The following is a 20,030-nucleotide window of genomic DNA, read 5'->3' as shown; positions in this document are numbered from 1 at the left end:
CACTCGACCGAACGTCGACACACCCATGCCTAGTTTCCATTGCTGTTGCCATTCGAATTGCCGTTGCCGTTGCCGTTCGAATTTCCGTTGCCGTTGCCGTTCGAATTGCCGTTGCCGTTGCCATTCGAATTGCCGTTGCCGTTGCCGTTCGAATTTCCGTTGCCGTTGCCGTTCGAATTGCCGTTGCCGTTGCCGTTCGAATTTCCGTTGCCGTTGCCGTTCGAATTGCCGTTGCCGTTGCCATTCGAATTGCCGTTGCCGTTGCCATTCGAATTGCCGTTCGAATTGCCGTTGCCGTTGCCGTTCGAATTGCCGTTCGAATTGCCGTTGCCGTTGCCGTTCGAATTGCCGTTACTGCCGAACAAGCCGCCAAACAGTCCCTTCCCGTTGTTGCCGGACGCATTATTGGCCGTTTCAGGATCAACCTCGGCGACATTGTCCAACAAACCGACCATCGGACTCCTTTTGGCGCCCTTGCTAATACTTGGTTTGGTTGGTCCGCCGACGCTGAGGCCCTGAGAACCGGACCGAGAACTCGAGGCATTCTGCCCCCTGGTCAGATCGGCTCGATCTCCTGAAGAAAAATCCTGAACTCCAACAATACCACGCTCGACGGATACACGGGTTCGACCTGAACCCACCTGCACATCAAAGCGCGTTCCCTTGACGACTGCGGCCAAAAAGGGTGTTTCGACGAAAAAGTGAGGTCTTGAACGTTTCGCAACGTCCACGGTTACCTTGCCCTTGCGCTGAAGCAAAGTCGTCTTCGAATTGTTGCTCTGATATTTGGAAATTGCGAATGTCGTATTGGGGCCTACCGATATGGTCTCCTCGCCCCTGGCGATCAGCACCCTGCCACCGGCCCTTGTGCCGAGGGTGAAGCCTTTTTCAAAGACCATGCCTTTCTTTGCCCGAAATGCCTCGACACCGGGTGCAACGAAATAGACGATCCCTGAAACACGTTTGACGGTCCAATCCGCCGCCAAAACACCAACGCCGGAACCTGCAAGGATAATCGGTATTAAGAAAATGGCAGCAAAAAATCTAATCCATTTTTTAGCCAACCAGTATTTCTTGTGAGAATTATTAGCGCGATCCAACAACCTAACGTTGTTTTTAAATATATTATCAATCATAGCTAAATCACCTCACAGCTAAACTTAGATTTCTTTCTTATATTTTCTTGCTTAACTCAAGGTGAACCATCCGTTACATTGACAACTTTAACAAACTAGGGTTTCCAAGGTGTAAATTAGGTCAAAGAAAGTCTCATGTCGTCCGGCGGACAAACTCGTCGGAAGCTCGAATTCAAGTTCGACACCCCGAAACAGGGCAAAGATATCGATATTCTTCTGATCGGCATCCCTGCGCGTCGCCTTCACAAAATACGAACGATCATTGCTGGCCAAATCATCCAGGCAACAAAGTGCGCCGCTGCTGCTTCGGTAGTCAGACATGCCTTGAGATTGTCTTCGTGCACGTCAAGAAAACGCGCATTTCAAGCTGACTTGATTCCACTTCGGTGCCGAAATACCGCACTGTCAATGTCAACCGGACATGCCACCTGAACATTGTTCAGTCACACCGAACGGTCAGTCAAATTGCACAGCGGGATTTCGTACCTATCTTCCAGCCTGCAGCGTTCATGAGCGAACGCTTTTTGACCACACGAAACAAGGCTTTCTCATGATCCGTCTAGCAACTTCCGCACTGGCGCTTTCCCTGCTTGCAGCCCCGGCATTGGCCGAGCCCGTCGCATATGAATTCGACAAGTCTCACGCCAACCTGTCCTTCACCTACAATCATCTCGGCTATTCGACCACGGACGGCCGTTTTGGCGACTGGGATGGCAAATTGCTGATCGATCAGGACACACCCGCCAATTCCACCGTTGAATTCACGGTCAATATCGACAGTCTCGACACGTTCTGGGCGGATCGTGACACTCACCTGAAGAGCCCGGACTTCTTCGACGCCGCAAAGTATCCGCAGGCAGCCTTCAAGAGCACCAAAGTTGAGCAGACCGGCGAAAACCAACTTGAAGTGACCGGGGACCTCACGCTGAAAGGCGTAACCAAGCCAGTTACCCTTACAGTCGACGTTACCGCTATAGGCGAGCATCCCATGGCCAAAAAGGCGGCTGCCGGATTTGCAGTGTCGACAGTCCTCAAGCGCTCCGATTTCGGCATGGACATGTTTGTGCCCTATGTGGGAGATGAGGTGACCGTTACGTTCCATGCCGAAACGCTGAAGGCGGACGCGACCAACTGATTCAGTCTTGTGGAGGCCGGTTCGACCGGCCTCTCTTCCAAAGGAGAGGACCGTGCTGCGCAACACCTCGTCAGGCTATGGACGCATAGCAATCGCGTTCCATTGGACAATGGCAGTCCTGATTGTCGGCATGCTTGCCTTCGGTCTCTACATGACAACGCTGCCACCCACGGCCGCGGAAACCTTCCAGTTGTATCAACTGCACAAATCGGTCGGTTTCGTGGTGCTGACCCTTGCGGTGTTTCGCCTGGGCTGGAGACTGGTGAACCCCTCGCCAAAATTGCCGGAAGGCATGCACCCGCTTGAGAAACTTGCCGCCCATCTGGGACATGCCGGGCTCTACGCGCTTATCTTCGCGATGCCCATTACCGGTTGGTTCATGGCCTCTGCGTCACCATGGGGCATTCCGACGGTTCTCTTCAACGTTCAGCCGGTTCCCCATCTTCCTGTGCCGGATGCGCTCGGGACAAAGGAACAGGCAGAGGCTTTCTTCAAAATTCTGCACAAGTATGGCGCGTTCCTGCTCATAGCGCTTGTCGTGGTTCATGTTGCTGCGGCATTCAAACATCATTTCATCGCCCGGGACGATACACTTAAGCGCATGGTATCGACTGCCCCAGCCAAAGGTGACTCTTAATTCTCAACATCAGAGTATCGTTTCATGATCATGAAAAATATCGCCTATTCTCTTTCACTGTCTGCTGCCCTATGCATCGCGACGCCCGCATTCAGTGAAACCTGGACCGTCGATCCAGCGCAAAGCAAACTCGGCTTCGAAGTCCAGCAGGGCTCCGGGGCACTGACGGGAACCTTTGCATCCTGGGATGCCAGCATCGATTTTGATGTCAACTCGCCGGAAACTGCGAAAATTTCAGCGCAAATCAAACCTGCAAGTGCTGCCACAGGCAATCCTCAGTTCGACACGACAATGCCGGCCGAAGACTGGTTCAACGTCGCCGGGTTTCCGGTCGCCGAATTCCAGGCAGACGGAGCGTCGCTTGTCGAAGGCAACAGCTATCAGGCCAGCGGCACGCTGACCATCAAGGGTGTTTCACATCCCGTGCAACTGGATTTCACGCTGAATATTGACGGCGACACGGCAAATGCGAAGGGAACCGCTAAACTCAACAGGCTTGACTACATGCTCGGAGCCGGTGTTGGAACCGATACGGTCGGAGATACTGTTACGGTGACCCTGGACCTGACAGCCACCCGATAGTCCGGCCAGTTCCGGATGCAACCAAATGAGCAGGCCGCGGGACTTGGCGACCCCGGCCTTTTTGCCGTATGAGAATGGCAACCAAGTTCCAGCACTTTCGGCAAGCACCCCGCTGAAACAGCCAGATCAGGAAAACCGCCTCATGAACGCTTCCCTCACGCCCCCGGAATACCTGCATAGTGCCCTTTTTCCTCATGGCGAAGACAAGACGCCGTACCGCAAGCTGTCTTCTGATCACGTAAGTACCACGGAGTTTCAGGGGGAAGAGGTCCTGATGGTGGCCGCGGAAGGGCTGAGGCTGCTGGCTGAAGAGGCTTTCAAGGACATCAATCACTATCTGCGACCGGGACATCTGGAGCAGCTCCAGAAAATCCTCGATGATCCGGAAGCAACTGCCAACGACAAGTTCGTGGCCTTTGACCTACTGAAGAATGCCAACATCGCTTCACACGGCGTCTTGCCAATGTGCCAGGATACCGGCACGGCGATCATTATGGGCAAAAAAGGCCGAAGGGTCTGGACCGACGGCTCCGACGAAGCCGCTCTCGGTGAAGGTTCGCGTGACGCCTACTTCAAAAAGAACCTGCGGTATTCGCAGCTTGCGCCTCTTTCCATGTTTGAGGAAACGAACACCAAGAGCAACATGCCGGCACAGATAGAGCTCTACGCCGACGGTGAAGATGCCTACAAGTTCCTTTTCATGGCAAAGGGCGGCGGCTCGGCGAACAAGACATTCCTGTTTCAGGGAACACCGTCGCTGCTCACTCATGACAGGATGATCGAATTCCTGAAAGAGAAAATTCTGACGCTCGGAACTGCCGCCTGTCCGCCGTACCACCTGGCCATCGTTATTGGTGGCACGTCGGCGGAAATGAACCTGAAAACCGCAAAACTTGCATCGGCAAGATATCTGGACGGGCTGCCGACGGAAGGGTCTGAAAGCGGCCATGCCTTCCGGGACCTGGCGATGGAAGAAGAAATCCACAAGCTGACCCAGGCAACGGGTGTCGGTGCCCAGTTCGGCGGCAAGTACTTCTGCCACGATGTTCGCGTCATCCGCCTTCCCCGCCACGGTGCGTCGCTGCCGATCGGCCTTGCGGTTTCGTGTTCTGCCGACCGTCAGGCAGTCGGCAAGATAACAAGAGACGGGATCTTCCTTGAGCAACTGGAGATGCATCCGGAGAAATATCTGCCGGAAATCACCGACGATTCCCTTTCCGACAATGTTGTGAATGTCGATCTGACGCGGCCAATGTCAGAAATCCTGGGTGAATTGACCAAACATCCGATCAAAACCCGATTGTCGCTGTCAGGTCCTCTGATCGTTGCCCGGGATCTGGCGCATTCCAAGTTGCGCGACCGACTTGAGAGCGGGGAGCCCCTCCCCGACTATTTCAAGAACCACCCGATTTACTACGCGGGGCCGGCAAAAACTCCAGAAGGCATGCCGTCGGGATCCTTCGGGCCGACCACCGCCGGAAGGATGGATGCCTATGTCGACCAGTTTCAGGCGGCAGGCGGTTCCATGGTGATGCTGGCAAAGGGTAATCGCTCTGCGCAAGTCCGCAGAGCCTGTCAAGCTCATGGCGGATTTTATCTCGGCTCCATCGGTGGTCCCGCCGCCCGCCTTGCACAGGACTGTATCAAGAAGGTCGAAGTGGTCGAATTCGAAGAACTCGGCATGGAAGCCATCTGGAAAATCGAAGTCGTGGATTTCCCGGCTTTCATCGTTGTGGATGACAAGGGCAACGACTTCTTCAAGGAGCTGCACCTCAGCTAATCAGCCGGTGCAACGAAAGATAAAGGCGGCTTCGGCTGCCTTTTTTGTGCCCACCAGTTTGTATTTGTCTTAAAAACTTTACCGGATCTTTATTCCATGCAGGCAACAAATGTGAGTGAAATCTCAACATCATAGATGTTTACATGGTAAAATTCGCACTATACCTGCTGGTTCTTGTCATTCTTGCGTATGGTAGTCAGAAGCTTGGCTTTTCTGGTCTGCATTTTCTGTTTCTGGTTGCGATTTTGGGCAGCGTTGCCTGTATGGTACTCTGGCCACTGTTCCGGCAGATCTTTGAAGCGACTGCTTCGGTGCTGCCAACCAAGTCCAACCGGGAGCAGCACGCGGAACCCCATGATATCAACGACGAACGTGTTCAGCAGGTCCTGACGAAAGAGCAATCCAGGGTCAGCACCGTACGCGAGGAACCTGCCTCCGCCGTCAGAAAAGACATCGTTCCGGAGCTGGTGTCTGTTTCAGAAGGCGACCCGGACGCGTCCTTTGACAGCCTGCGGGAGCATTTTGCCCGCAACGCGGTTTATGCCTTTCGTCCTTACCCGCCGCATCGCGAGAAACACGGTCGCAGCAAGGTTGGCGGCTTACCGAGTCTTCCCAAAAATGTCCCGTGGCCAAAAGCGCCCGGAGCCGCTGGTCACGTGAAGGCCGGCCTGCCGCTGCATTTCCTTGCTCAGATAGATCTTGCAGACCTTCCCTGGCGCCCGGAAGGTATTCCAGAAACGGGATTGCTGCTCTTTTTTGGCCGGTTCGATGAGAGCCTCACATGGGCTGAACCGGATGTCGCCCCCCAAAACGACATGCAAGTTCTTTATGATGCAGAGTACTCCGGCACTGCGACAGCCTTCCCGAAAAACCTGCCGCCCATCAAGGACGGCAACTATCATTTCGACCTGCTTTTCGGCCTCCCGGGCGATGAGAAGACCAGGGTATTTCCGGAATGGCCGCTGAATTTTGCGAAAGTCGAAACCATGCCGGAGAGCGCAGCTCTGCCTTTTGCCTCCCCAGAGGGATATGATTCGGCTCACAAACATCATCTTACGGCACAGCTGACAGCGGCCTTCGCCACAATGGAAACAGACAATGCCGACATTTGCGAATTTCATCTGTTTCAGCCCAGAACAGAAGAGGAGCGTGCCGAAGGCAAGCCCCTTGTCCTGAGGCCGCATTCCGAAACGGGCTTTCCCTTTGCACCAAGGGGAATGTCACTCATTTGCCGAATTCTGCGGAACCGGCACGGAGCAAAACTGGAAGAAACCGGATTTGAAACTTGTTTCGAAGACTGGCAGATGCAAGCCGAGACGTTAAAGGAAAGCAAGTTCGAACAGCGAATGGTCAATGCGTTCATTGAAGATCTGAACGACTTTCTGGAACAAGCCGCCGACAAACGCTACAGCGCCTATCTGAAGGCCGACATAGAGCGAGCCCTGCACAGACTGGTCACCGAAACCGGTGGAAGTCCGAACCTATCAAAACTCGTTCCCGAAGCGGTGTATGCCGCTGCCTCAGACAGACACCCCGTTTTTATGAAAGACGAAAATGGCATCAAGTGCCCGGAATTTCCCGGTGCCCGCTCAGGCAACTGTTACCATCAGATGTTCGGACACCTGTCTTCGGTGCAATTCAACCTGCCGCATGACAGCGCCGAGCAGTTACTGCTGCAGTTGTTCAACGACTGGGGTGCGGAAATGAGCATCCGCGATGGCGGTGAGTTCGATTTCATGATCGAGGAAAGCGATCTGCATGACCATGAATTCGACAGGGTCAAGGCAGCGTGCGGCGGTCACTGAGCACTCATACATTTGCGCTTCAGCGCCTGATTCCCGAGCCAGTAGCGTCTTTTGATTCTTCGATCCGACCTTCGGCTGTTCCAAAATTTCACGAATGCCTAACGGTCTGTTCCAAAAACGACGGTATTCCGGCAATCTCTGATTGAAAAATTTTTCCAAACGTCTTTAAGGCGCTATTCGCGTTGCAAATGCGGCACAATTGATCGAAGTCCAATCCGCTCACATCAACGTGAGATGCCCTTCCAATCATTTTTAGGCCATGATTGTTAATAGTGCAGCAAGGAGATTTTCCTAACGTAACCTTCGATGTGTAGCGCGCCTTGAACTGGGCAGGCGCTGAAGGGGGATAGAAATGAAGACCTATTTTTATGCGATGATTGCAATTCTGGCAGGATCGTTCCTGCTACCGGCCGAAGTATCAGCGCGAGCCGGATATTTCGACCACAGCACCAATACCTGGGTGACACCCAAGTATCATCCAGGTGGCAAGTCACCTGTACGGCGCAAGAAAGTCAGCTACAAGGGTCCCTATACGCCGGGCACCATTGTTATCGATACTTCGGAGCGCCGCCTTTATCACGTCCTGCCGAATGGCAAGGCAATGAAATACGGTGTGGGTGTCGGCAAGACTGGTTTCCAGTGGGCCGGAACGCACCGCGTGACTCGCAAGGCCGAATGGCCGAGCTGGACACCGCCGGCGCAGATGCGCGCACGCGAACGCAGGAAGGGCCGCATCTTGCCGAGCTACATGCCTGGTGGCCCGAACAATCCGATGGGCGCACGTGCACTCTATATCGGTTCGACCCTCTACCGCATTCACGGTACGACCGAACCGTGGACGATTGGCTCGGAAGTGTCTTCCGGATGCATTCGGATGGCAAACGAAGACGTCATCCACCTTTACAAGAGCGTCACTGTCGGCGCCAAGATCGTCGTCAAGCGCTGAACAGAACACCTCCTCGCTTCTAAAAAGACCGGGTCAATTGATCCGGTCTTTTTCTTTTTTGTTCCAGGGACCATCCAGCGGCCTGGTTCGCTTTGTTATTCCAAATCACACATCGATCTGATTGGCGATCAGCTGTTCAGCTGTTGCTTTGGCAATCGCCGCGGGTTCTGGATCAAACCCCATGTGCGCTGCAACGATCGCGCCTTCCTTCAGGATCAGCAATTGTCTGGCGAGCAGATCAGGATCATGCGCACCGGCGTCCGCACAAATTGATCTGAATGCCGTTTGCAACAGTCTCTTGTGCTCGGCTGACTGTGCATATGCCGGATGATCAGGATCCTGAAACTCGCTTGACGCCTTGATGAACATGCAACCCTTGAATGCGGGTTCCTCGAACCATTCCTCCAGAATGTCGAATATGGCTGCGAGGCGATCTTTCGGCGGCAAGGCTGTATCGTCAAGCTTGCGGAAAAACCAGTTCCGGAACGTTTCATCGCGGTATCGAAGCACTGCCAGTATCAGCTCATCTTTCGTTCGGAAGTGCTTGAACATTGTCGTTTTGGAAATGCCTGTTTCGGCAACCAGTGCGTCCATGCCCGTGGCATGAAATCCTTCCCGATAAAATATCGGCAGGGCTTTTCTGACCAATTCGTCGCGTTTGCTCGGGCGCATCACGATCCTTTCTGTACTAGTTTGTACATAGTTCAATACGAGTGCTCGTTCAAGTCACAAGGCACGCAATTCATTAGGCAATGCGCAGTTGGCATCGTGTGAACGACCTGGCGATCAATCAAACTTCACTTGACTTAATGAACTGATCGGTACATATATTGAGTGTACAAATCAGTACATAATGGAACTTTTCACCAGAGGAGAGTTTGCATGTTCACACTTAGACCCGCATTTCCGAGTGGTTTTTATGTCGTGGGTGCCGCAACGACCGCGGCTCTGCTGGTGATAGCTGCCTTGAGCGCCGATCCCGCCGAGACGCAGCATATGAAGGCGTCGACGCCTACGCCTTCACCGCAAATCCTAGCCATGGAATTGAACCAATGACCGAACAAAGACCTCCCTTGCCACCTTTCACACGCGACACGGCAATTCAGAAGGTACGCGCAGCCGAAGATGGCTGGAACGGACAGAACCCCACAAAGGTCGCCCAGGCCTACACATCCGATACCATCTGGAGAAACCGCGCCGAGTTTCCGGTCGGCCGGCTCGAGGTCATCGAATTTCTGACACGTAAATGGCAAAGGGAGCACGAGTACCGCCTGATTAAAGAACTCTGGACGTTTGAGGACACCAGAATCGCGGTTCGTTTTGCATATGAATGGCATGATAGCGACAAGAACTGGTATCGCTCCTATGGCAACGAAAACTGGGAATTCGCTGCCAACGGTCTGATGCACCGGCGCTATGCAAGCATCAATGACCTGGCAATTTCCGGGAGTGAGCGAAAATTTCACTGGCCAATTGGCCCGCGTCCCGTTGACCATCCCGGGCTCAGTGAGCTTGGGCTTTGAAAGACAAGAGTGGCTACCCGCTTCAAAAGGAACGTGTGCGATGACCCGTGCATTCACTGAAATTGCCTTCACCAAGGGTGTCAGGGAAAGACAAAGCGAACAAGGTTCGCGTGAGAGTTATGCGGCGCTCGATGATGAGACGGCCGATCGCGGTGACCGGTTGACCGCGGCCGAGGCGCAGTTCATCCGGGCTCGGGACGGCTTTTATCAGGCGACAGTTTCTGAAAGCGGATGGCCCTATGTTCAATTCAGAGGCGGACCTGTCGGCTTTTTGAAAGTACTTGACGACAAGACCCTCGCCTATGCGGACTTTCGTGGAAACCGGCAATATATCAGTCACGGCAACTTGGGTTCGGACAGTCGCGTTTCGATTATCCTGATGGATTACCCGAACCGCGCCCGCTTGAAAATCTGGGCGCAAGCTCAGCAGAAAACGATTGCCGGAAACGAAACACTTGCCGCCTCTGTAACTGAAAAGGGGTACAGGGGCCTTCCCGAGCGCGTCATTTTGCTCACAGTTGAAGCCTTCGACTGGAATTGTCCGCAACATATTCCACAGCGCTTCACGCTTGCCGAACTTGCCCCTGACCTGAAAGTTATGCGCAACCGCATTCGGGCGCTGGAAGAAGAAAACGCTGAACTCAAGGCGTTTTTGAAATCCTCGTCGTAACGCCAATCCTTCCCCACGAACGGCGTTGCACTGACCGGACCATCCGCTTCCGCAGCAGTCGTTTCGCTACCTGTCACCTTGCTCAAAGCGAGCAAAGGGTCATTTCACCGTTGTGCAAGAAGCACCCCTTGTCAAAGACCGAAAGATCGACCGGATTCGGCAACCGAATGTCCGACACGTCCGGCAAAGACTTTTTCGACGGATCATAGGACCGGTGGATCTGCGACAAAAACACCAAACGGACATGGCTGGTGTCCGCAAGTTTTCTCAAGGCAGCAACCTGGTCCGCAAGTTCGGGCGCTACACGACGCTGATCCAGGACCTGCAGGTAATCGACGACTGCAATCGTTTCTTCCGACGTTCCCGACAGGCGTTCAATGATCACTTCGGCGCACAAGTTGTCCGACAGCTCGATGTCAATCGCGGCGCTGCGTTGCCGACCAACACCGGTCTGCACCAGGGTCTCCTGGACATCGTCATGGGAAAACTCTGAAGACAAAAAAACGGAATTGAAGCCTTGAGCGGACGCTTGTGACAGCAACTGAAGTCCCAGAACCGTTTTGCCCTGGCCCGGTCTGGCAGCCAGAAGCAGCATTTCGCCCGGCTTGAGGCTGGAGAAAATCGCAGCCTCCGGGCGCGACCGATGATGGAAACTCGCCAATTGCCCCCAACTTTGGAACCCCTCGGTTGAGGCAATACGATCCAGAGCCCGGCTAAGCGCAATGTTTTCGCGGCGTGCAAGAAGTCTTGCCTTGCGTTTCAGACGGAAAATTGGAGCTGACAGATGCATTTGCGACCTCCTGAGCCACATGCGAAACGCGCAGTCCCTCCTTATGCGAACGCATGATCAGGCAGTTCAAACATCAAGCACCCTGCAGGTCAGCTGCTGCTCCGTTTGGAGGGAGAAGGCGTGGGTCGAGCCTAAGCTGATGCTAACTGATTCTGGCGGATGATTTCCAGAAACACCGTCACTTAGATATCGCGGCTCAAGCCTTTTTGATGCAACTCCTCAAGATAGACACCCCAGTGTTTTTCCGGTTGTTGACCCAAATCCAGAAAGTACCGCCAGGAAAAAATGCCGGAATTGTGCATGTCGTCAAAATGAATGCGGACCGCGTAGTTTCCCACGGGCTCGACCTTCATGATTTCAACATTCCTCTTGCCCGGGATTGTCTTCTTTTGAGAGGGTGCGTGTCCCTTGACCTCGGCAGACGGTGAGCAAACCCTCAGATATTCCGCAGACAGCTCATGCCGCTCGCCATTATCAAAGGCGATCGACAGGGATTTCCTGTCATTGGAGACACGCAATTCGGTTGGCCAGGGAGTGCTCTCTTCGGTCATCAAGGTCCCGTCCGGGTGTCTGTTGATCGTTGCATGACGGCGACGATACGTTTTCTTGTTTGCCCGTCAAGCGGCGTTTTGACCCGCCGCTTTCACGCTTGCATAACCGTCGAGCGCGGCCTGCCTTGCAGCAGCATGATCGACGATCGGCAACGCATAGGTCTTCCCAAGAACGACCCCTGCCCGCTCCAGTGCAGCTTGCGGCGCGTTAAAGGGTTCAAACAGATGGGGGGCTTCAAGATTCTTCAGTGCCGGTACCCATCGTCTGACATAGTGCCCTTCGGGATCGAATTTCCGCGCTTGCGTGATCGGATTGAAAATACGGAAATAAGGTGCCGCATCTGCTCCGGACCCGGTCACCCATTGCCAGCTTGCAGAGTTGTTGGCGAGGTCGGCATCCAAAAGAGTGTCTCGAAACCAGGCCTCGCCATGATGCCAATGGATACGCAAGTGCTTTACCAGAAAGCTCGCAACGATCATGCGCACCCTGTTGTGCATGTATCCGGTCTGCCAAAGCTCCCGCATGCCGGCATCAACAATCGGATAACCCGTTTCACCCCGTTGCCAGCGTTTCAGGTCATCTGCCTCCTCGCGCCACGGATAGGCATCAAATGTCGATCGCCAGTTGGAACTCGGCAAGTCGGGGAAATGATAGAGCAGATGATGCGCAAACTCTCTCCAGGCGATTTCGGACAGGAATTTATGGCCATCGTTGCCGGTTTCGGCATTGGAAAGCATCCGCTTTCGCGTTTCGTGCCAGATCTGGCGCGGCGACACTTCGCCGAAATGAATATGAGGTGACAAACGCGATACGTTCTGCAGGTCGGGGCGATTTCTCAGTTCGCCATATCCGGGCAAACCTGTTGTCAAAAATGAGTTCAGACGCTTCAAAGCCCCGTCTTCACCCGGTTTCCAGATGTCCTCCCAGCCGGCCGCCCAGTCGGGACTGGAAGGCAGCAGGTCAAAATCTTCCAACCGGCCGCTCAGCGGACATTCCACAAACCTGATCTCCTCTGGCGCTGGCAACGCATCAGGTACTTCCAAATTCTGCGCTTTCTTCCAGAACGGAGAATAAACCTTGAACGGTCCGCCCGTCCTGGTTTTCAGTTCCCAGGGTTCGAAGAGCAAAGATGCCTTGAAGCTTTTTCCATTGAAGCCCTCTTCCTTCAAGACGGCCTTGATTTCCGTGTCCCGCTCGATTGCCTGCGGTTCGTAGCGCCTGTTCCAGACAACGTTCGACACTTCAGCGTCCCTGGCAAGTTTCGGGATCAGGTGTCGCGCGTCACCTTTCAGAAATACAAGGCCGGGCAGCTTTTGTTTCAAGGCTGTAAGGCTTTGATGGAGCCACCACTTGCTCGCTCCACCCATGGGATGGGTGTCGCCTGTCTGTTGAGGATCTTCATGGATAAAGACGGGCAACACAGATCCACTTTCCGCGGCTGCAAACAGCGCCGGATTGTCCGTTGTCCTCAGGTCCTGCCGGAACCAAACCAGTGTTGTCATGCTGCCTCAAAATGTTGTGCCACAAAGGAATACGTCGGAGCCAGCGGATGGATCAGCAAAACAACCGGTGCCGGTGGCACCGGTTTCCGCTTTCCGGCGGCCGGTCTATGCGGCTACAGGTATCTTGGCTGCCTCGCGGAACTTGCCGAAGTGTACGTCCCAACCCGCATCCAACGCGCTGAGCATCATGAATGCGGCTTCTCCGGCGGCCTGTTCAATGCCCTCATGCGTTAGCGTCAATCTGGTTCCACCCGCTGCGTCTTCGAGCGTCCATCGCACGGTGGTCATGGCGCCTTTCAGGGGTTTTACTGTGAACGTGTAAACCAGGCTGTCGTAAGGGCGCATCTCCAACACCTTGCCCCAACAGATCCGGGACATGTCGCCGTGATGGTCAAGCAGCGTGTAGTCTGCTCCCTCCTTGAGATCGTGTTCTGCCGGATGAAACCAGCGTGCCAGTTTTTCCTTCTCGGTCAGGAACGTCCACACGACCGCGCGAGGCGCTTCCAGAAAAATGGTCTTTGTGATCGTTGTTGTACTCATTTTCCCGATTCCTTCTTTTCTTTCATGTCCCTGGAAATCTCACGCTGCAAATCGGCAAGCTTGATATCCCAGAATTGCTCGAAATACCCTAGCCACTCAAATGCCGACTTCAGTGATTTGGGCGCGAGGCTCTTTCGACGCTCCCGTCCGCTTACCTCGCTATTGATGAGCCCTCCTTCCTCGAGGATGGCCAAGTGCTTGTTGATCGCAGTCCGGGTGATATCGAAGCGTTCGGCGATATCGGAAATCGCCAGATCCTCCTGTGCCAGAAACAAGAGAATCTGACGTCTGGTCGGGTCTGACAATGCACGGAAAACCTCCTGAGGACCGGTATTCATTTGCGATCCTCAACGATCGGCAGAAAATCAAAAGGCCCGTCCTGGTAAAGAAATGTCACACATTCCACCGCAGAGACACATTTGCTCACATGTGCCACTCCCGCCGGTATCTCATAATAGTCGCCGGCCCCTAGAACTGTTTCTGCACCATCCGGAGCGCTACCGGACAAGTGGACCATTTGTCCGGAAACGACGAGGCCATACATCCCTGCGCTTTTCATGTGAACCGGACTGACAAGACCTGCCGGCAAACGCACCATCGCCATGTAACTTTCTTTGAAGCGATTGCCTTTCAATGGTGCGAAGGCCACACCCTCAACAGTTGTTTCCCAGGACAGCGCCTGTTGAATCGACAACCTGATTTCCGAAGCCACCACTTCTGACGCAGTTGATCCCAACACAATGGCGGCTGCAATTGCCTGAAACATTTTGCCAATTTTCATCGAACTCTCCTTACAACACCTTTTGGTGTCATAATATATAACACCATTTAGTGTTATTTCAAGCATCGTGCGCTTTTAATATTCAAAGAAGAAATTGCTTTTAGTTCGAAATCGTATTAACTTGTACGAAATCGTACTAATGGAGTCTTCAATGACACTTTCCCGCAGAAAAACCCTGGCACTTCTTGGTGGCGGACTTATCGTGGCAACAGGCGCAGCGGCCGGAGCATTTGCGATGACCAGGACGCCTTCCAAGGCGCTCGCCCCTTGGAATGCCGCAGGGGACTATGAAGACCCCCGACTTTTCGCGCTCTCATACGCGCTACTTGCCCCCAATCCCCATAACAGGCAACCGTGGCTGATCGATCTGGAAAAGGACAATCAGTTCACACTCTATCGGGACAAGACCCGGGACCTTCCCCATACCGACCCGTATCACCGACAGATCTTTGTCGGCCTCGGCTGTTTTCTCGAATTGATGACGATTGCCGCTACCCTGCGAAACAGGACTGCAAAAATTGAGCTGTTTCCGGAAAGCCCAGCTGACCCGATTGCGCGGGTTCAGTTGGCAGAAGGTGGTGATGTTGACCCATTGGCTGATCACATTCTTTCGCGTCGGTCCTGCAAGGAACCGTATCTGGACAAACCGGTTCCAGAGAAAATCGCAATCGAACTCGGCAGGTACGGTACGGTTTTCACCAAAAATGGGAAGGTGGACCGCATAAAGGCACTCACCTGGGAGGCATGGCTGACGGAAATGCACACCCATCGCACGCTGAAGGAAAGCGTGGACCTGATGCGCTTCGGCAAAACCGAAATCAACGCCGATCCTGACGGTATCGACCTGGGCGGACCCTTTTTGGAAAGCCTCATGCTTGCAGGGATTCTGACCCGTGAAAACCAGCTGGACCCGACGACAACCGGTTTCCAGGAAGGGATAAAGCTCTACCGGAAAATGCTGGCGGCCACACCGGCCTACATTGCGCTGACAACATCAGAAAACAACCGGAAAGATCAGATCGACGCAGGCCGGCGCTGGCTTCGATTGAATCTGGAAACGACGCGGCTTGGCCTGGCCCTGCATCCGGTCAGTCAGGCCCTGCAGGAGTTTGATGAGATGGAACCGCACTACCGTCAGGCGCACGAGTTACTTGCCAATCCCGGAGAAACTGTTCAGATGCTGGGTAGATTGGGATACGGCCCAATGACGCCCCCTACTCCCCGGTGGCCACTTGCGACACGGATCATGAATGAATAACGAAACACGAACCCTGTTCTTCAGCTTTTTCAATGAAATCGGCATCATAGCGCAGTTGAGCCGTACCGCACTCGAAGCACGCCTGCCAAAGGGGCTGACCTTGCCCCACTTCAGCGTGATCAACCATCTGATCCGGGTCAGAGACGGGCAAACGCCACTTGCCATTGCCAGAGCGTTCCAGGTGCCCAAGACAACTATGACCCACACTCTGAACGGGTTGGCGGAAAACGGGTTTGTTGAAATTCGTCCGAACCCCGAGGACGGTCGGAGCAAAACTGTCTGGCTGACGGATGCGGGCCGCCGGTTCAGAGACGAGGCGATCAGATCGATTGACCCCGATATCGAGGCCTTTCGCGCGCGCTACCCCGAAGACAAGATCCGGGCTCTCGTTCCTGATCTTGCAGACATTCGGGCTGTTCTTGACGCCAATCGGGACTAAAGGACAATTTCGGCCGGATTGACAAAAATACACTGCCAAGTTTACCTGTTGGCTGAATGCAGATAACGAATGTCCGGAACAAATTGATATTGTTTCCGGTCGCGCCATATGATGTGGTCAATAAAGAAGAAATTGTGGGAGAGCAGAGCGTGACAGACGGTAAGATTGTTATTCCTTCAGAAGGTTCGGACGCTGCAGGTCTACCGTCACCGATGATCGACCCCTTCGGCCGTGCCGTTACATATTTAAGGGTATCCGTTACGGACCGCTGTGATTTTCGCTGTGTCTATTGCATGGCGGAAGACATGACATTTCTCCCGAAGCGGGAGGTTCTCAGTCTTGAAGAGCTGGACCGTCTCTGCACTGCATTTGTCGAAAAAGGTGTCCGTAAGCTCCGCCTGACCGGTGGTGAGCCACTGGTGCGCAAGAACATCATGAGCCTGATCCGGAGCCTCGGACGACATCTTGAGAGTGGTGCTCTCGAAGAATTGACCATTACGACGAACGGCTCGCAGCTCGCCCGATATGCGAACGAGCTATACGAATGCGGCATCCGGCGGATCAATGTTTCCATCGACACGCTTGATGCCCAGAAATTCAAGGCCGTCACCCGTTGGGGCAATCTTGGCAAGGTCATGGACGGCATTCGTGCCGCAACCGATGCCGGGCTGAAGGTCAAGATCAACATGGTTGCGCTCAAGGATGTGAACGAACACGAGATCGTCCCGATGCTGCAATGGTGCCACGAACAGGGACATGACCTGACCCTTATCGAAACCATGCCGCTTGGCGAAATCGATGGGGACCGCACGGACCAGTATCTCCCATTGTCCACTGTAAGGGCAGGACTCGCCGAAAAATTCACGCTTACGGACATCCCGTACAAGACAGGAGGTCCGGCGCGATATGTCACGATCGAGGAAACAGGTGGCCGGTTGGGCTTTATCACGCCTTTGACACATAATTTCTGTGAAAGTTGCAATCGTGTCCGCATCACCTGCACCGGACAGCTCTATATGTGCCTGGGTCAGGACGACATGGCAGACCTTCGCGAGCCGCTGCGTGCTTCAGAGGGCAACGATCTTCTGAACAATGCCATCGACGAGGCTATCGGTCGCAAACCGAAGGGGCATGACTTCGTGATTGACAGGAAATCCAGACAACCTGCCGTTTCACGTCACATGAGCGTCACCGGCGGCTAGCACCCGGATTTCTCCGCCCCCCGGCCCTTGAAAGCGCAGCCTACTCTGCAGGTATCAGTTCTCGCATTGTGGCTGCGCGTTTGATGGATAGTGCGGCCAGCAGGCTCATGACGATTCCCATCGCCATAACCCAAATCATGCTCCAGGGCGAACCTGCCAGAAAACTGTCGGCAAACAACCAGGCGACCAGCGAGCCTGCAATTGCCCCCATGCCGACCTGCATGGAGGCAACAAGTCCGGAAGCCGCACCTGCAAGTTCGGGCCGAACACTGACAGCACCCGAAATCGCGCTCGGCAGGCAGACGCCGTTGCCAAGACCAAGAACGAACATCGGCAGAAACAAGCTTGCAGCGGTTACGATTCCGCATGCGGCGAACCCGGCGATAAGCGCGACGGACAGCGCGGCGATAAGAGTGCCTGCGAGGATCATTGGATAGAGCCCGATCCGTTCGGCAAACCTGCCGGAAATATAGTTTCCGACGATGTATCCGAGCGCGACGAACATGAAATAGAAGCCCATTTCGGCGGCGCTCAACGAGAGGAGTTGCGCTGCTATGAACGGAGCGCCGCCAAGATAGGCGAAATAGGTCAGTGCGGAAAACGCTGCCGTAAGTGCGTAGCTCCAGTATAGCGGCTCTTTCATGAGGAGCCGGTATGAGCGAAGGACCTGACCCGGACCGATAGAGGTGCGTGTCTTGTTGGTTTCCGGCAAATACAGAACACTTGCCACCAGCACGACAATTCCAATTATCAGCAAGAGAAAAAACCCGCCCTGCCAGCCGTAGAACTGGTCCAGAATGCCACCGATCGCGGGGGCTATGGTCGGTATGACAGCCATTCCCATCGTCACATAGCCGATCATGCTTGCCGATTGCCGCGGCCCGTATAGATCTCTGACGATCGCGCGACCAAGCACCAATCCCGTACAGCCTCCTGCGGCCTGAAGAACACGTGCTGCTATCAGGGCTTCAATCGTGGAGGCGATCAGGCAGAGGATACTTCCGACAACGAACAGAAACATTCCAATGATGATGACGGGACGGCGCCCGAACTGGTCCGACAAGGGCCCCCAGAACAATAGCGAGACCGCAACCGCAATGAAAAACGCCGACATGGAAAGCTGGATTTCACCTGATGAAGCTGAAAAGACAACCATCATCCCGGCCAATGACGGCAGATAAATCTGCATCGCCAACGGGCTTATTGTCGAAATCGCAATCAGCATGCCGAGAGAGGGTCTTCCCTCAACACTCTTTTGCTCTGCCTGGCGGGAATCCATGCGCGGAGACACACCCTCTACATAGGATTGAAATTATACGAAGACTCAACGAGAGGTAACTTACAGACAGGGCGTGATCCGCGCGTGAAACTGGTACCAACGCGGGCAAAAACAAGAAACTCATGGATTTTCCGGCACGGCCTCAGTCAATATGAAGACTTGATCCGTCCCGGTGAAAACAGGTCTGAAAACAGGGAAATAGCTTGATCAAGTAACGTTGCGGTGGCCGGATTTCAATCCGGCCACCGCAACTGAGTTCTCAATTCTCAATCAAATACGATCTGCGGTGCAGCCCTTCCTGCCGCGCCTTCCGGATTGTCGATCGTCGACATGACCTTGCTTGCGATGTCCTTGTAGATGGCGGCCATCGGTCCTTCCGGATCGGATACGACAATGGGTGTTCCCGCATCCGACGTTTCCCTGATCTTCATCGTCAACGGAACCTCGCCCAAAAACGGTACCCTGAGCCGTTCTGCTTCCGCGCGCGCACCTCCGTGGCCGAAGATATCGTGACGTCCGCCGCAGTCCGGGCAAAGGAAGTAGCTCATGTTCTCGACAATGCCAAGAACCGGCACATCAACCCGTTTGAACATGTTCAAGCCCTTGCGCGCATCGATCAGCGCAAGGTCTTGCGGCGTCGAAACGATGACGGCACCTGCCAGAGGAACCTGTTGCGCCATCGTCAGCTGCGCATCGCCGGTTCCCGGAGGCATGTCGACCACGAGGACATCGAGATCACCCCAGGCAACTTCCCGCAGCATCTGTGTCAACGCCGATATGACCATCGGCCCGCGCCAGATCATGGGTGTTTCCTCTTCAACCATGAACCCCATCGACATCACCTTGATGCCGTATCCTTCCAACGGCTTCAAAACACGTCCTGACGCAGTTTCCGGTCTTCCGGAAACGTTGAAGAGCCGCGGAACGGAAGGCCCGTAAATGTCGGCGTCCAGAACACCTACCTTCAGCCCGTTCGACGCCATCCCCAGTGCGAGATTTGCAGTTGTCGTCGATTTTCCGACGCCACCCTTGCCCGAGGCCACCGCAATGATGTGCCTGATACCGGGCACACCAGGTTTCGGGGCAGCCTGCTCGTCGGGTCCACGTTGCGATTGACGCGGTGCCGGCTTCGGCGGGGTGCTGCGGTCTCCACCGGGAGCGCGTTCCGCGGTGAGTGCCACCATCGCATTTTCCACGCCCTCAACTTCCTTGACCACCTTTTCGGCAGCTTGTCGCAAAGGTTCCAGTTCCTGCGCCCGCGCGGCTGGAACAGTGATCGAAAATGCAACGCGGCCGTCGGAAACAAAAACGTCCGACACAAGGCCGAGCGAAACAATGTCACCTTCCAGATCCGGGCCCTTTATCTGCCGCAGTTGTTCGATGACGGCGCTTTTTATTGTGTCGCTCATTGCCTCGTCCTATGTTGCCGCCAGCCCAAATTCACAGGGCCGACTATTTCGACGGAAATCTAAT

22 protein-coding genes are annotated in these 20,030 nt (G+C 54.4%); 12 read left to right on the top strand and 10 right to left on the bottom strand.

The features are described 5' to 3' along the window. Window positions 1-29: 29 nt before the first annotated feature. Complete coding sequence (locus tag ACO6TI_RS19175; RefSeq protein ID WP_422383107.1) at window positions 30-986, bottom strand: FecR domain-containing protein; 957 nt, start codon at window positions 984-986, stop codon at window positions 30-32. A 700-nt stretch (window positions 987-1,686) separates the two neighbouring features. Here ACO6TI_RS19175 and ACO6TI_RS19170 point away from each other — a divergent pair. The 6 genes from ACO6TI_RS19170 to ACO6TI_RS19145 all read left to right on the top strand — a co-directional run bounded on the left by ACO6TI_RS19170 (window position 1,687) and on the right by ACO6TI_RS19145 (window position 8,021). Further along, a complete protein-coding gene (locus ACO6TI_RS19170) occupies window positions 1,687-2,271 on the top strand; it encodes a YceI family protein (RefSeq protein ID WP_104704258.1) in 585 nt (194 codons plus the stop codon). 52 nt (window positions 2,272-2,323) lie between these two features. Then, window positions 2,324-2,908, top strand: a complete 585-nt coding sequence (locus ACO6TI_RS19165) for a cytochrome b (protein ID WP_422383106.1) — start codon at window positions 2,324-2,326, stop codon at window positions 2,906-2,908. A 24-nt stretch (window positions 2,909-2,932) separates the two neighbouring features. Then, window positions 2,933-3,490, top strand: a complete 558-nt coding sequence (locus ACO6TI_RS19160; protein ID WP_422383105.1) for a YceI family protein — start codon at window positions 2,933-2,935, stop codon at window positions 3,488-3,490. A 142-nt stretch (window positions 3,491-3,632) separates the two neighbouring features. Further along, complete coding sequence (locus ACO6TI_RS19155; RefSeq protein ID WP_196892599.1) at window positions 3,633-5,270, top strand: fumarate hydratase; 1,638 nt, start codon at window positions 3,633-3,635, stop codon at window positions 5,268-5,270. 143 nt (window positions 5,271-5,413) lie between these two features. After that, window positions 5,414-7,075 (top strand): DUF1963 domain-containing protein, encoded by a 1,662-nt coding sequence (locus ACO6TI_RS19150; RefSeq protein ID WP_422383104.1) that lies wholly within the window; start codon window positions 5,414-5,416, stop codon window positions 7,073-7,075. Between the two features lie 352 nt (window positions 7,076-7,427). Then, complete coding sequence (locus ACO6TI_RS19145; protein WP_055118273.1) at window positions 7,428-8,021, top strand: L,D-transpeptidase; 594 nt, start codon at window positions 7,428-7,430, stop codon at window positions 8,019-8,021. Window positions 8,022-8,126: 105 nt separating this feature from the next. Here ACO6TI_RS19145 and ACO6TI_RS19140 read toward each other — a convergent pair whose 3' ends face one another. Further along, a complete protein-coding gene (locus tag ACO6TI_RS19140) occupies window positions 8,127-8,693 on the bottom strand; it encodes a TetR/AcrR family transcriptional regulator (protein ID WP_055118275.1) in 567 nt (188 codons plus the stop codon). Between the two features lie 210 nt (window positions 8,694-8,903). Here ACO6TI_RS19140 and ACO6TI_RS19135 point away from each other — a divergent pair, with 210 nt between their 5' ends. From ACO6TI_RS19135 to ACO6TI_RS19125, 3 genes are read left to right on the top strand one after another with little or no spacing between them, the layout of a single operon-like run. Beyond that, complete coding sequence (locus ACO6TI_RS19135; protein WP_158510419.1) at window positions 8,904-9,077, top strand: hypothetical protein; 174 nt, start codon at window positions 8,904-8,906, stop codon at window positions 9,075-9,077. Continuing rightward, window positions 9,074-9,544, top strand: coding sequence for a DUF1348 family protein (locus ACO6TI_RS19130; protein WP_104704254.1), 471 nt, complete (start codon window positions 9,074-9,076; stop codon window positions 9,542-9,544). Before ACO6TI_RS19135 ends, ACO6TI_RS19130 begins: the two co-directional genes overlap by 4 nt. Window positions 9,545-9,584: 40 nt before the next feature. Further along, window positions 9,585-10,214, top strand: a complete 630-nt coding sequence (locus ACO6TI_RS19125; protein ID WP_422383103.1) for a pyridoxamine 5'-phosphate oxidase family protein — start codon at window positions 9,585-9,587, stop codon at window positions 10,212-10,214. Window positions 10,215-10,296: 82 nt separating this feature from the next. On the opposite strand, the gene ACO6TI_RS19120 is transcribed toward ACO6TI_RS19125, so the two are convergent. From ACO6TI_RS19120 to ACO6TI_RS19095, 6 genes are all read right to left on the bottom strand, one after another. Next, window positions 10,297-11,004 (bottom strand): DNA helicase, encoded by a 708-nt coding sequence (locus ACO6TI_RS19120; RefSeq protein WP_196879288.1) that lies wholly within the window; start codon window positions 11,002-11,004, stop codon window positions 10,297-10,299. A gap of 182 nt (window positions 11,005-11,186) precedes the next feature. Then, on the bottom strand, window positions 11,187-11,555 hold the full coding sequence (locus ACO6TI_RS19115) for a gamma-butyrobetaine hydroxylase-like domain-containing protein (protein ID WP_108872558.1): 369 nt from the start codon (window positions 11,553-11,555) through the stop codon (window positions 11,187-11,189). Window positions 11,556-11,621: 66 nt separating this feature from the next. Then, entirely contained in the window at window positions 11,622-13,058 is a 1,437-nt protein-coding gene (locus tag ACO6TI_RS19110; protein ID WP_422383102.1) for a cryptochrome/photolyase family protein, read from the bottom strand. 105 nt (window positions 13,059-13,163) lie between these two features. After that, on the bottom strand, window positions 13,164-13,598 hold the full coding sequence (locus ACO6TI_RS19105) for an SRPBCC family protein (RefSeq protein ID WP_055118286.1): 435 nt from the start codon (window positions 13,596-13,598) through the stop codon (window positions 13,164-13,166). Continuing rightward, window positions 13,595-13,936 carry an ArsR/SmtB family transcription factor gene (locus ACO6TI_RS19100; protein WP_055118288.1) on the bottom strand — a complete coding sequence of 114 codons (342 nt, stop codon included), beginning with the start codon at window positions 13,934-13,936 and terminating at the stop codon, window positions 13,595-13,597. Before ACO6TI_RS19100 ends, ACO6TI_RS19105 begins: the two co-directional genes overlap by 4 nt. Then, the gene (locus tag ACO6TI_RS19095) at window positions 13,933-14,379 is read right to left on the bottom strand and encodes a cupin domain-containing protein (RefSeq protein WP_055118290.1); all 447 of its coding nucleotides are present in this window, start codon (window positions 14,377-14,379) and stop codon (window positions 13,933-13,935) included. The genes ACO6TI_RS19100 and ACO6TI_RS19095 overlap by 4 nt, the downstream gene beginning before the upstream one ends. A gap of 151 nt (window positions 14,380-14,530) precedes the next feature. On the opposite strand from ACO6TI_RS19095, the gene ACO6TI_RS19090 reads away from it, so the two are divergent. From ACO6TI_RS19090 to moaA, 3 genes are all read left to right on the top strand, one after another. Continuing rightward, window positions 14,531-15,637, top strand: a complete 1,107-nt coding sequence (locus ACO6TI_RS19090) for an Acg family FMN-binding oxidoreductase (RefSeq protein WP_409858157.1) — start codon at window positions 14,531-14,533, stop codon at window positions 15,635-15,637. After that, window positions 15,630-16,076: a MarR family winged helix-turn-helix transcriptional regulator gene (locus ACO6TI_RS19085; protein ID WP_055118292.1), complete on the top strand. Its 447-nt coding sequence runs from the start codon at window positions 15,630-15,632 to the stop codon at window positions 16,074-16,076. The genes ACO6TI_RS19090 and ACO6TI_RS19085 overlap by 8 nt, the downstream gene beginning before the upstream one ends. A gap of 212 nt (window positions 16,077-16,288) precedes the next feature. After that, entirely contained in the window at window positions 16,289-17,278 is a 990-nt protein-coding gene (gene moaA / locus ACO6TI_RS19080; RefSeq protein ID WP_209003760.1) for a GTP 3',8-cyclase MoaA, read from the top strand. A 40-nt stretch (window positions 17,279-17,318) separates the two neighbouring features. Here the strand turns inward: moaA and ACO6TI_RS19075 are convergent, their stop codons facing one another. Continuing rightward, window positions 17,319-18,557 (bottom strand): multidrug effflux MFS transporter, encoded by a 1,239-nt coding sequence (locus ACO6TI_RS19075; RefSeq protein ID WP_209013100.1) that lies wholly within the window; start codon window positions 18,555-18,557, stop codon window positions 17,319-17,321. A gap of 266 nt (window positions 18,558-18,823) precedes the next feature. Beyond that, window positions 18,824-19,966 carry an Mrp/NBP35 family ATP-binding protein gene (locus tag ACO6TI_RS19070; protein ID WP_055118295.1) on the bottom strand — a complete coding sequence of 381 codons (1,143 nt, stop codon included), beginning with the start codon at window positions 19,964-19,966 and terminating at the stop codon, window positions 18,824-18,826. Between the last annotated feature and the right edge of the window lie 64 nt (window positions 19,967-20,030).

Source organism: Roseibium album, assembly GCF_965233825.1.
GTDB lineage: Bacteria > Pseudomonadota > Alphaproteobacteria > Rhizobiales > Stappiaceae > Roseibium > Roseibium album.
The sequence above is the reverse complement of the archived record's forward strand: the minus strand, read 5'-3'. Positions and strand labels throughout refer to the sequence as shown.

What these genes read in the sequence shown, in the direction of transcription:
- ACO6TI_RS19115 (WP_108872558.1), bottom strand. Translation starts at nt 11,555, where the DNA reads ATGACCGAAGAGAGCACTCCCTGGCCAACCGAATTGCGTGTCTCCAAT.
- ACO6TI_RS19085 (WP_055118292.1), top strand. Translation starts at nt 15,630, where the DNA reads ATGAATAACGAAACACGAACCCTGTTCTTCAGCTTTTTCAATGAAATC.
- ACO6TI_RS19135 (WP_158510419.1), top strand. Translation starts at nt 8,904, where the DNA reads ATGTTCACACTTAGACCCGCATTTCCGAGTGGTTTTTATGTCGTGGGT.
- ACO6TI_RS19110 (WP_422383102.1), bottom strand. Translation starts at nt 13,058, where the DNA reads ATGACAACACTGGTTTGGTTCCGGCAGGACCTGAGGACAACGGACAAT.
- ACO6TI_RS19100 (WP_055118288.1), bottom strand. Translation starts at nt 13,936, where the DNA reads ATGAATACCGGTCCTCAGGAGGTTTTCCGTGCATTGTCAGACCCGACC.
- ACO6TI_RS19150 (WP_422383104.1), top strand. Translation starts at nt 5,414, where the DNA reads ATGGTAAAATTCGCACTATACCTGCTGGTTCTTGTCATTCTTGCGTAT.
- ACO6TI_RS19170 (WP_104704258.1), top strand. Translation starts at nt 1,687, where the DNA reads ATGATCCGTCTAGCAACTTCCGCACTGGCGCTTTCCCTGCTTGCAGCC.
- ACO6TI_RS19120 (WP_196879288.1), bottom strand. Translation starts at nt 11,004, where the DNA reads ATGCATCTGTCAGCTCCAATTTTCCGTCTGAAACGCAAGGCAAGACTT.
- ACO6TI_RS19130 (WP_104704254.1), top strand. Translation starts at nt 9,074, where the DNA reads ATGACCGAACAAAGACCTCCCTTGCCACCTTTCACACGCGACACGGCA.
- ACO6TI_RS19140 (WP_055118275.1), bottom strand. Translation starts at nt 8,693, where the DNA reads ATGCGCCCGAGCAAACGCGACGAATTGGTCAGAAAAGCCCTGCCGATA.
- ACO6TI_RS19075 (WP_209013100.1), bottom strand. Translation starts at nt 18,557, where the DNA reads ATGGATTCCCGCCAGGCAGAGCAAAAGAGTGTTGAGGGAAGACCCTCT.
- ACO6TI_RS19155 (WP_196892599.1), top strand. Translation starts at nt 3,633, where the DNA reads ATGAACGCTTCCCTCACGCCCCCGGAATACCTGCATAGTGCCCTTTTT.
- ACO6TI_RS19160 (WP_422383105.1), top strand. Translation starts at nt 2,933, where the DNA reads ATGATCATGAAAAATATCGCCTATTCTCTTTCACTGTCTGCTGCCCTA.
- ACO6TI_RS19145 (WP_055118273.1), top strand. Translation starts at nt 7,428, where the DNA reads ATGAAGACCTATTTTTATGCGATGATTGCAATTCTGGCAGGATCGTTC.
- moaA (WP_209003760.1), top strand. Translation starts at nt 16,289, where the DNA reads ATGATCGACCCCTTCGGCCGTGCCGTTACATATTTAAGGGTATCCGTT.
- ACO6TI_RS19095 (WP_055118290.1), bottom strand. Translation starts at nt 14,379, where the DNA reads ATGAAAATTGGCAAAATGTTTCAGGCAATTGCAGCCGCCATTGTGTTG.
- ACO6TI_RS19070 (WP_055118295.1), bottom strand. Translation starts at nt 19,966, where the DNA reads ATGAGCGACACAATAAAAAGCGCCGTCATCGAACAACTGCGGCAGATA.
- ACO6TI_RS19090 (WP_409858157.1), top strand. Translation starts at nt 14,531, where the DNA reads ATGACACTTTCCCGCAGAAAAACCCTGGCACTTCTTGGTGGCGGACTT.
- ACO6TI_RS19125 (WP_422383103.1), top strand. Translation starts at nt 9,585, where the DNA reads ATGACCCGTGCATTCACTGAAATTGCCTTCACCAAGGGTGTCAGGGAA.
- ACO6TI_RS19105 (WP_055118286.1), bottom strand. Translation starts at nt 13,598, where the DNA reads ATGAGTACAACAACGATCACAAAGACCATTTTTCTGGAAGCGCCTCGC.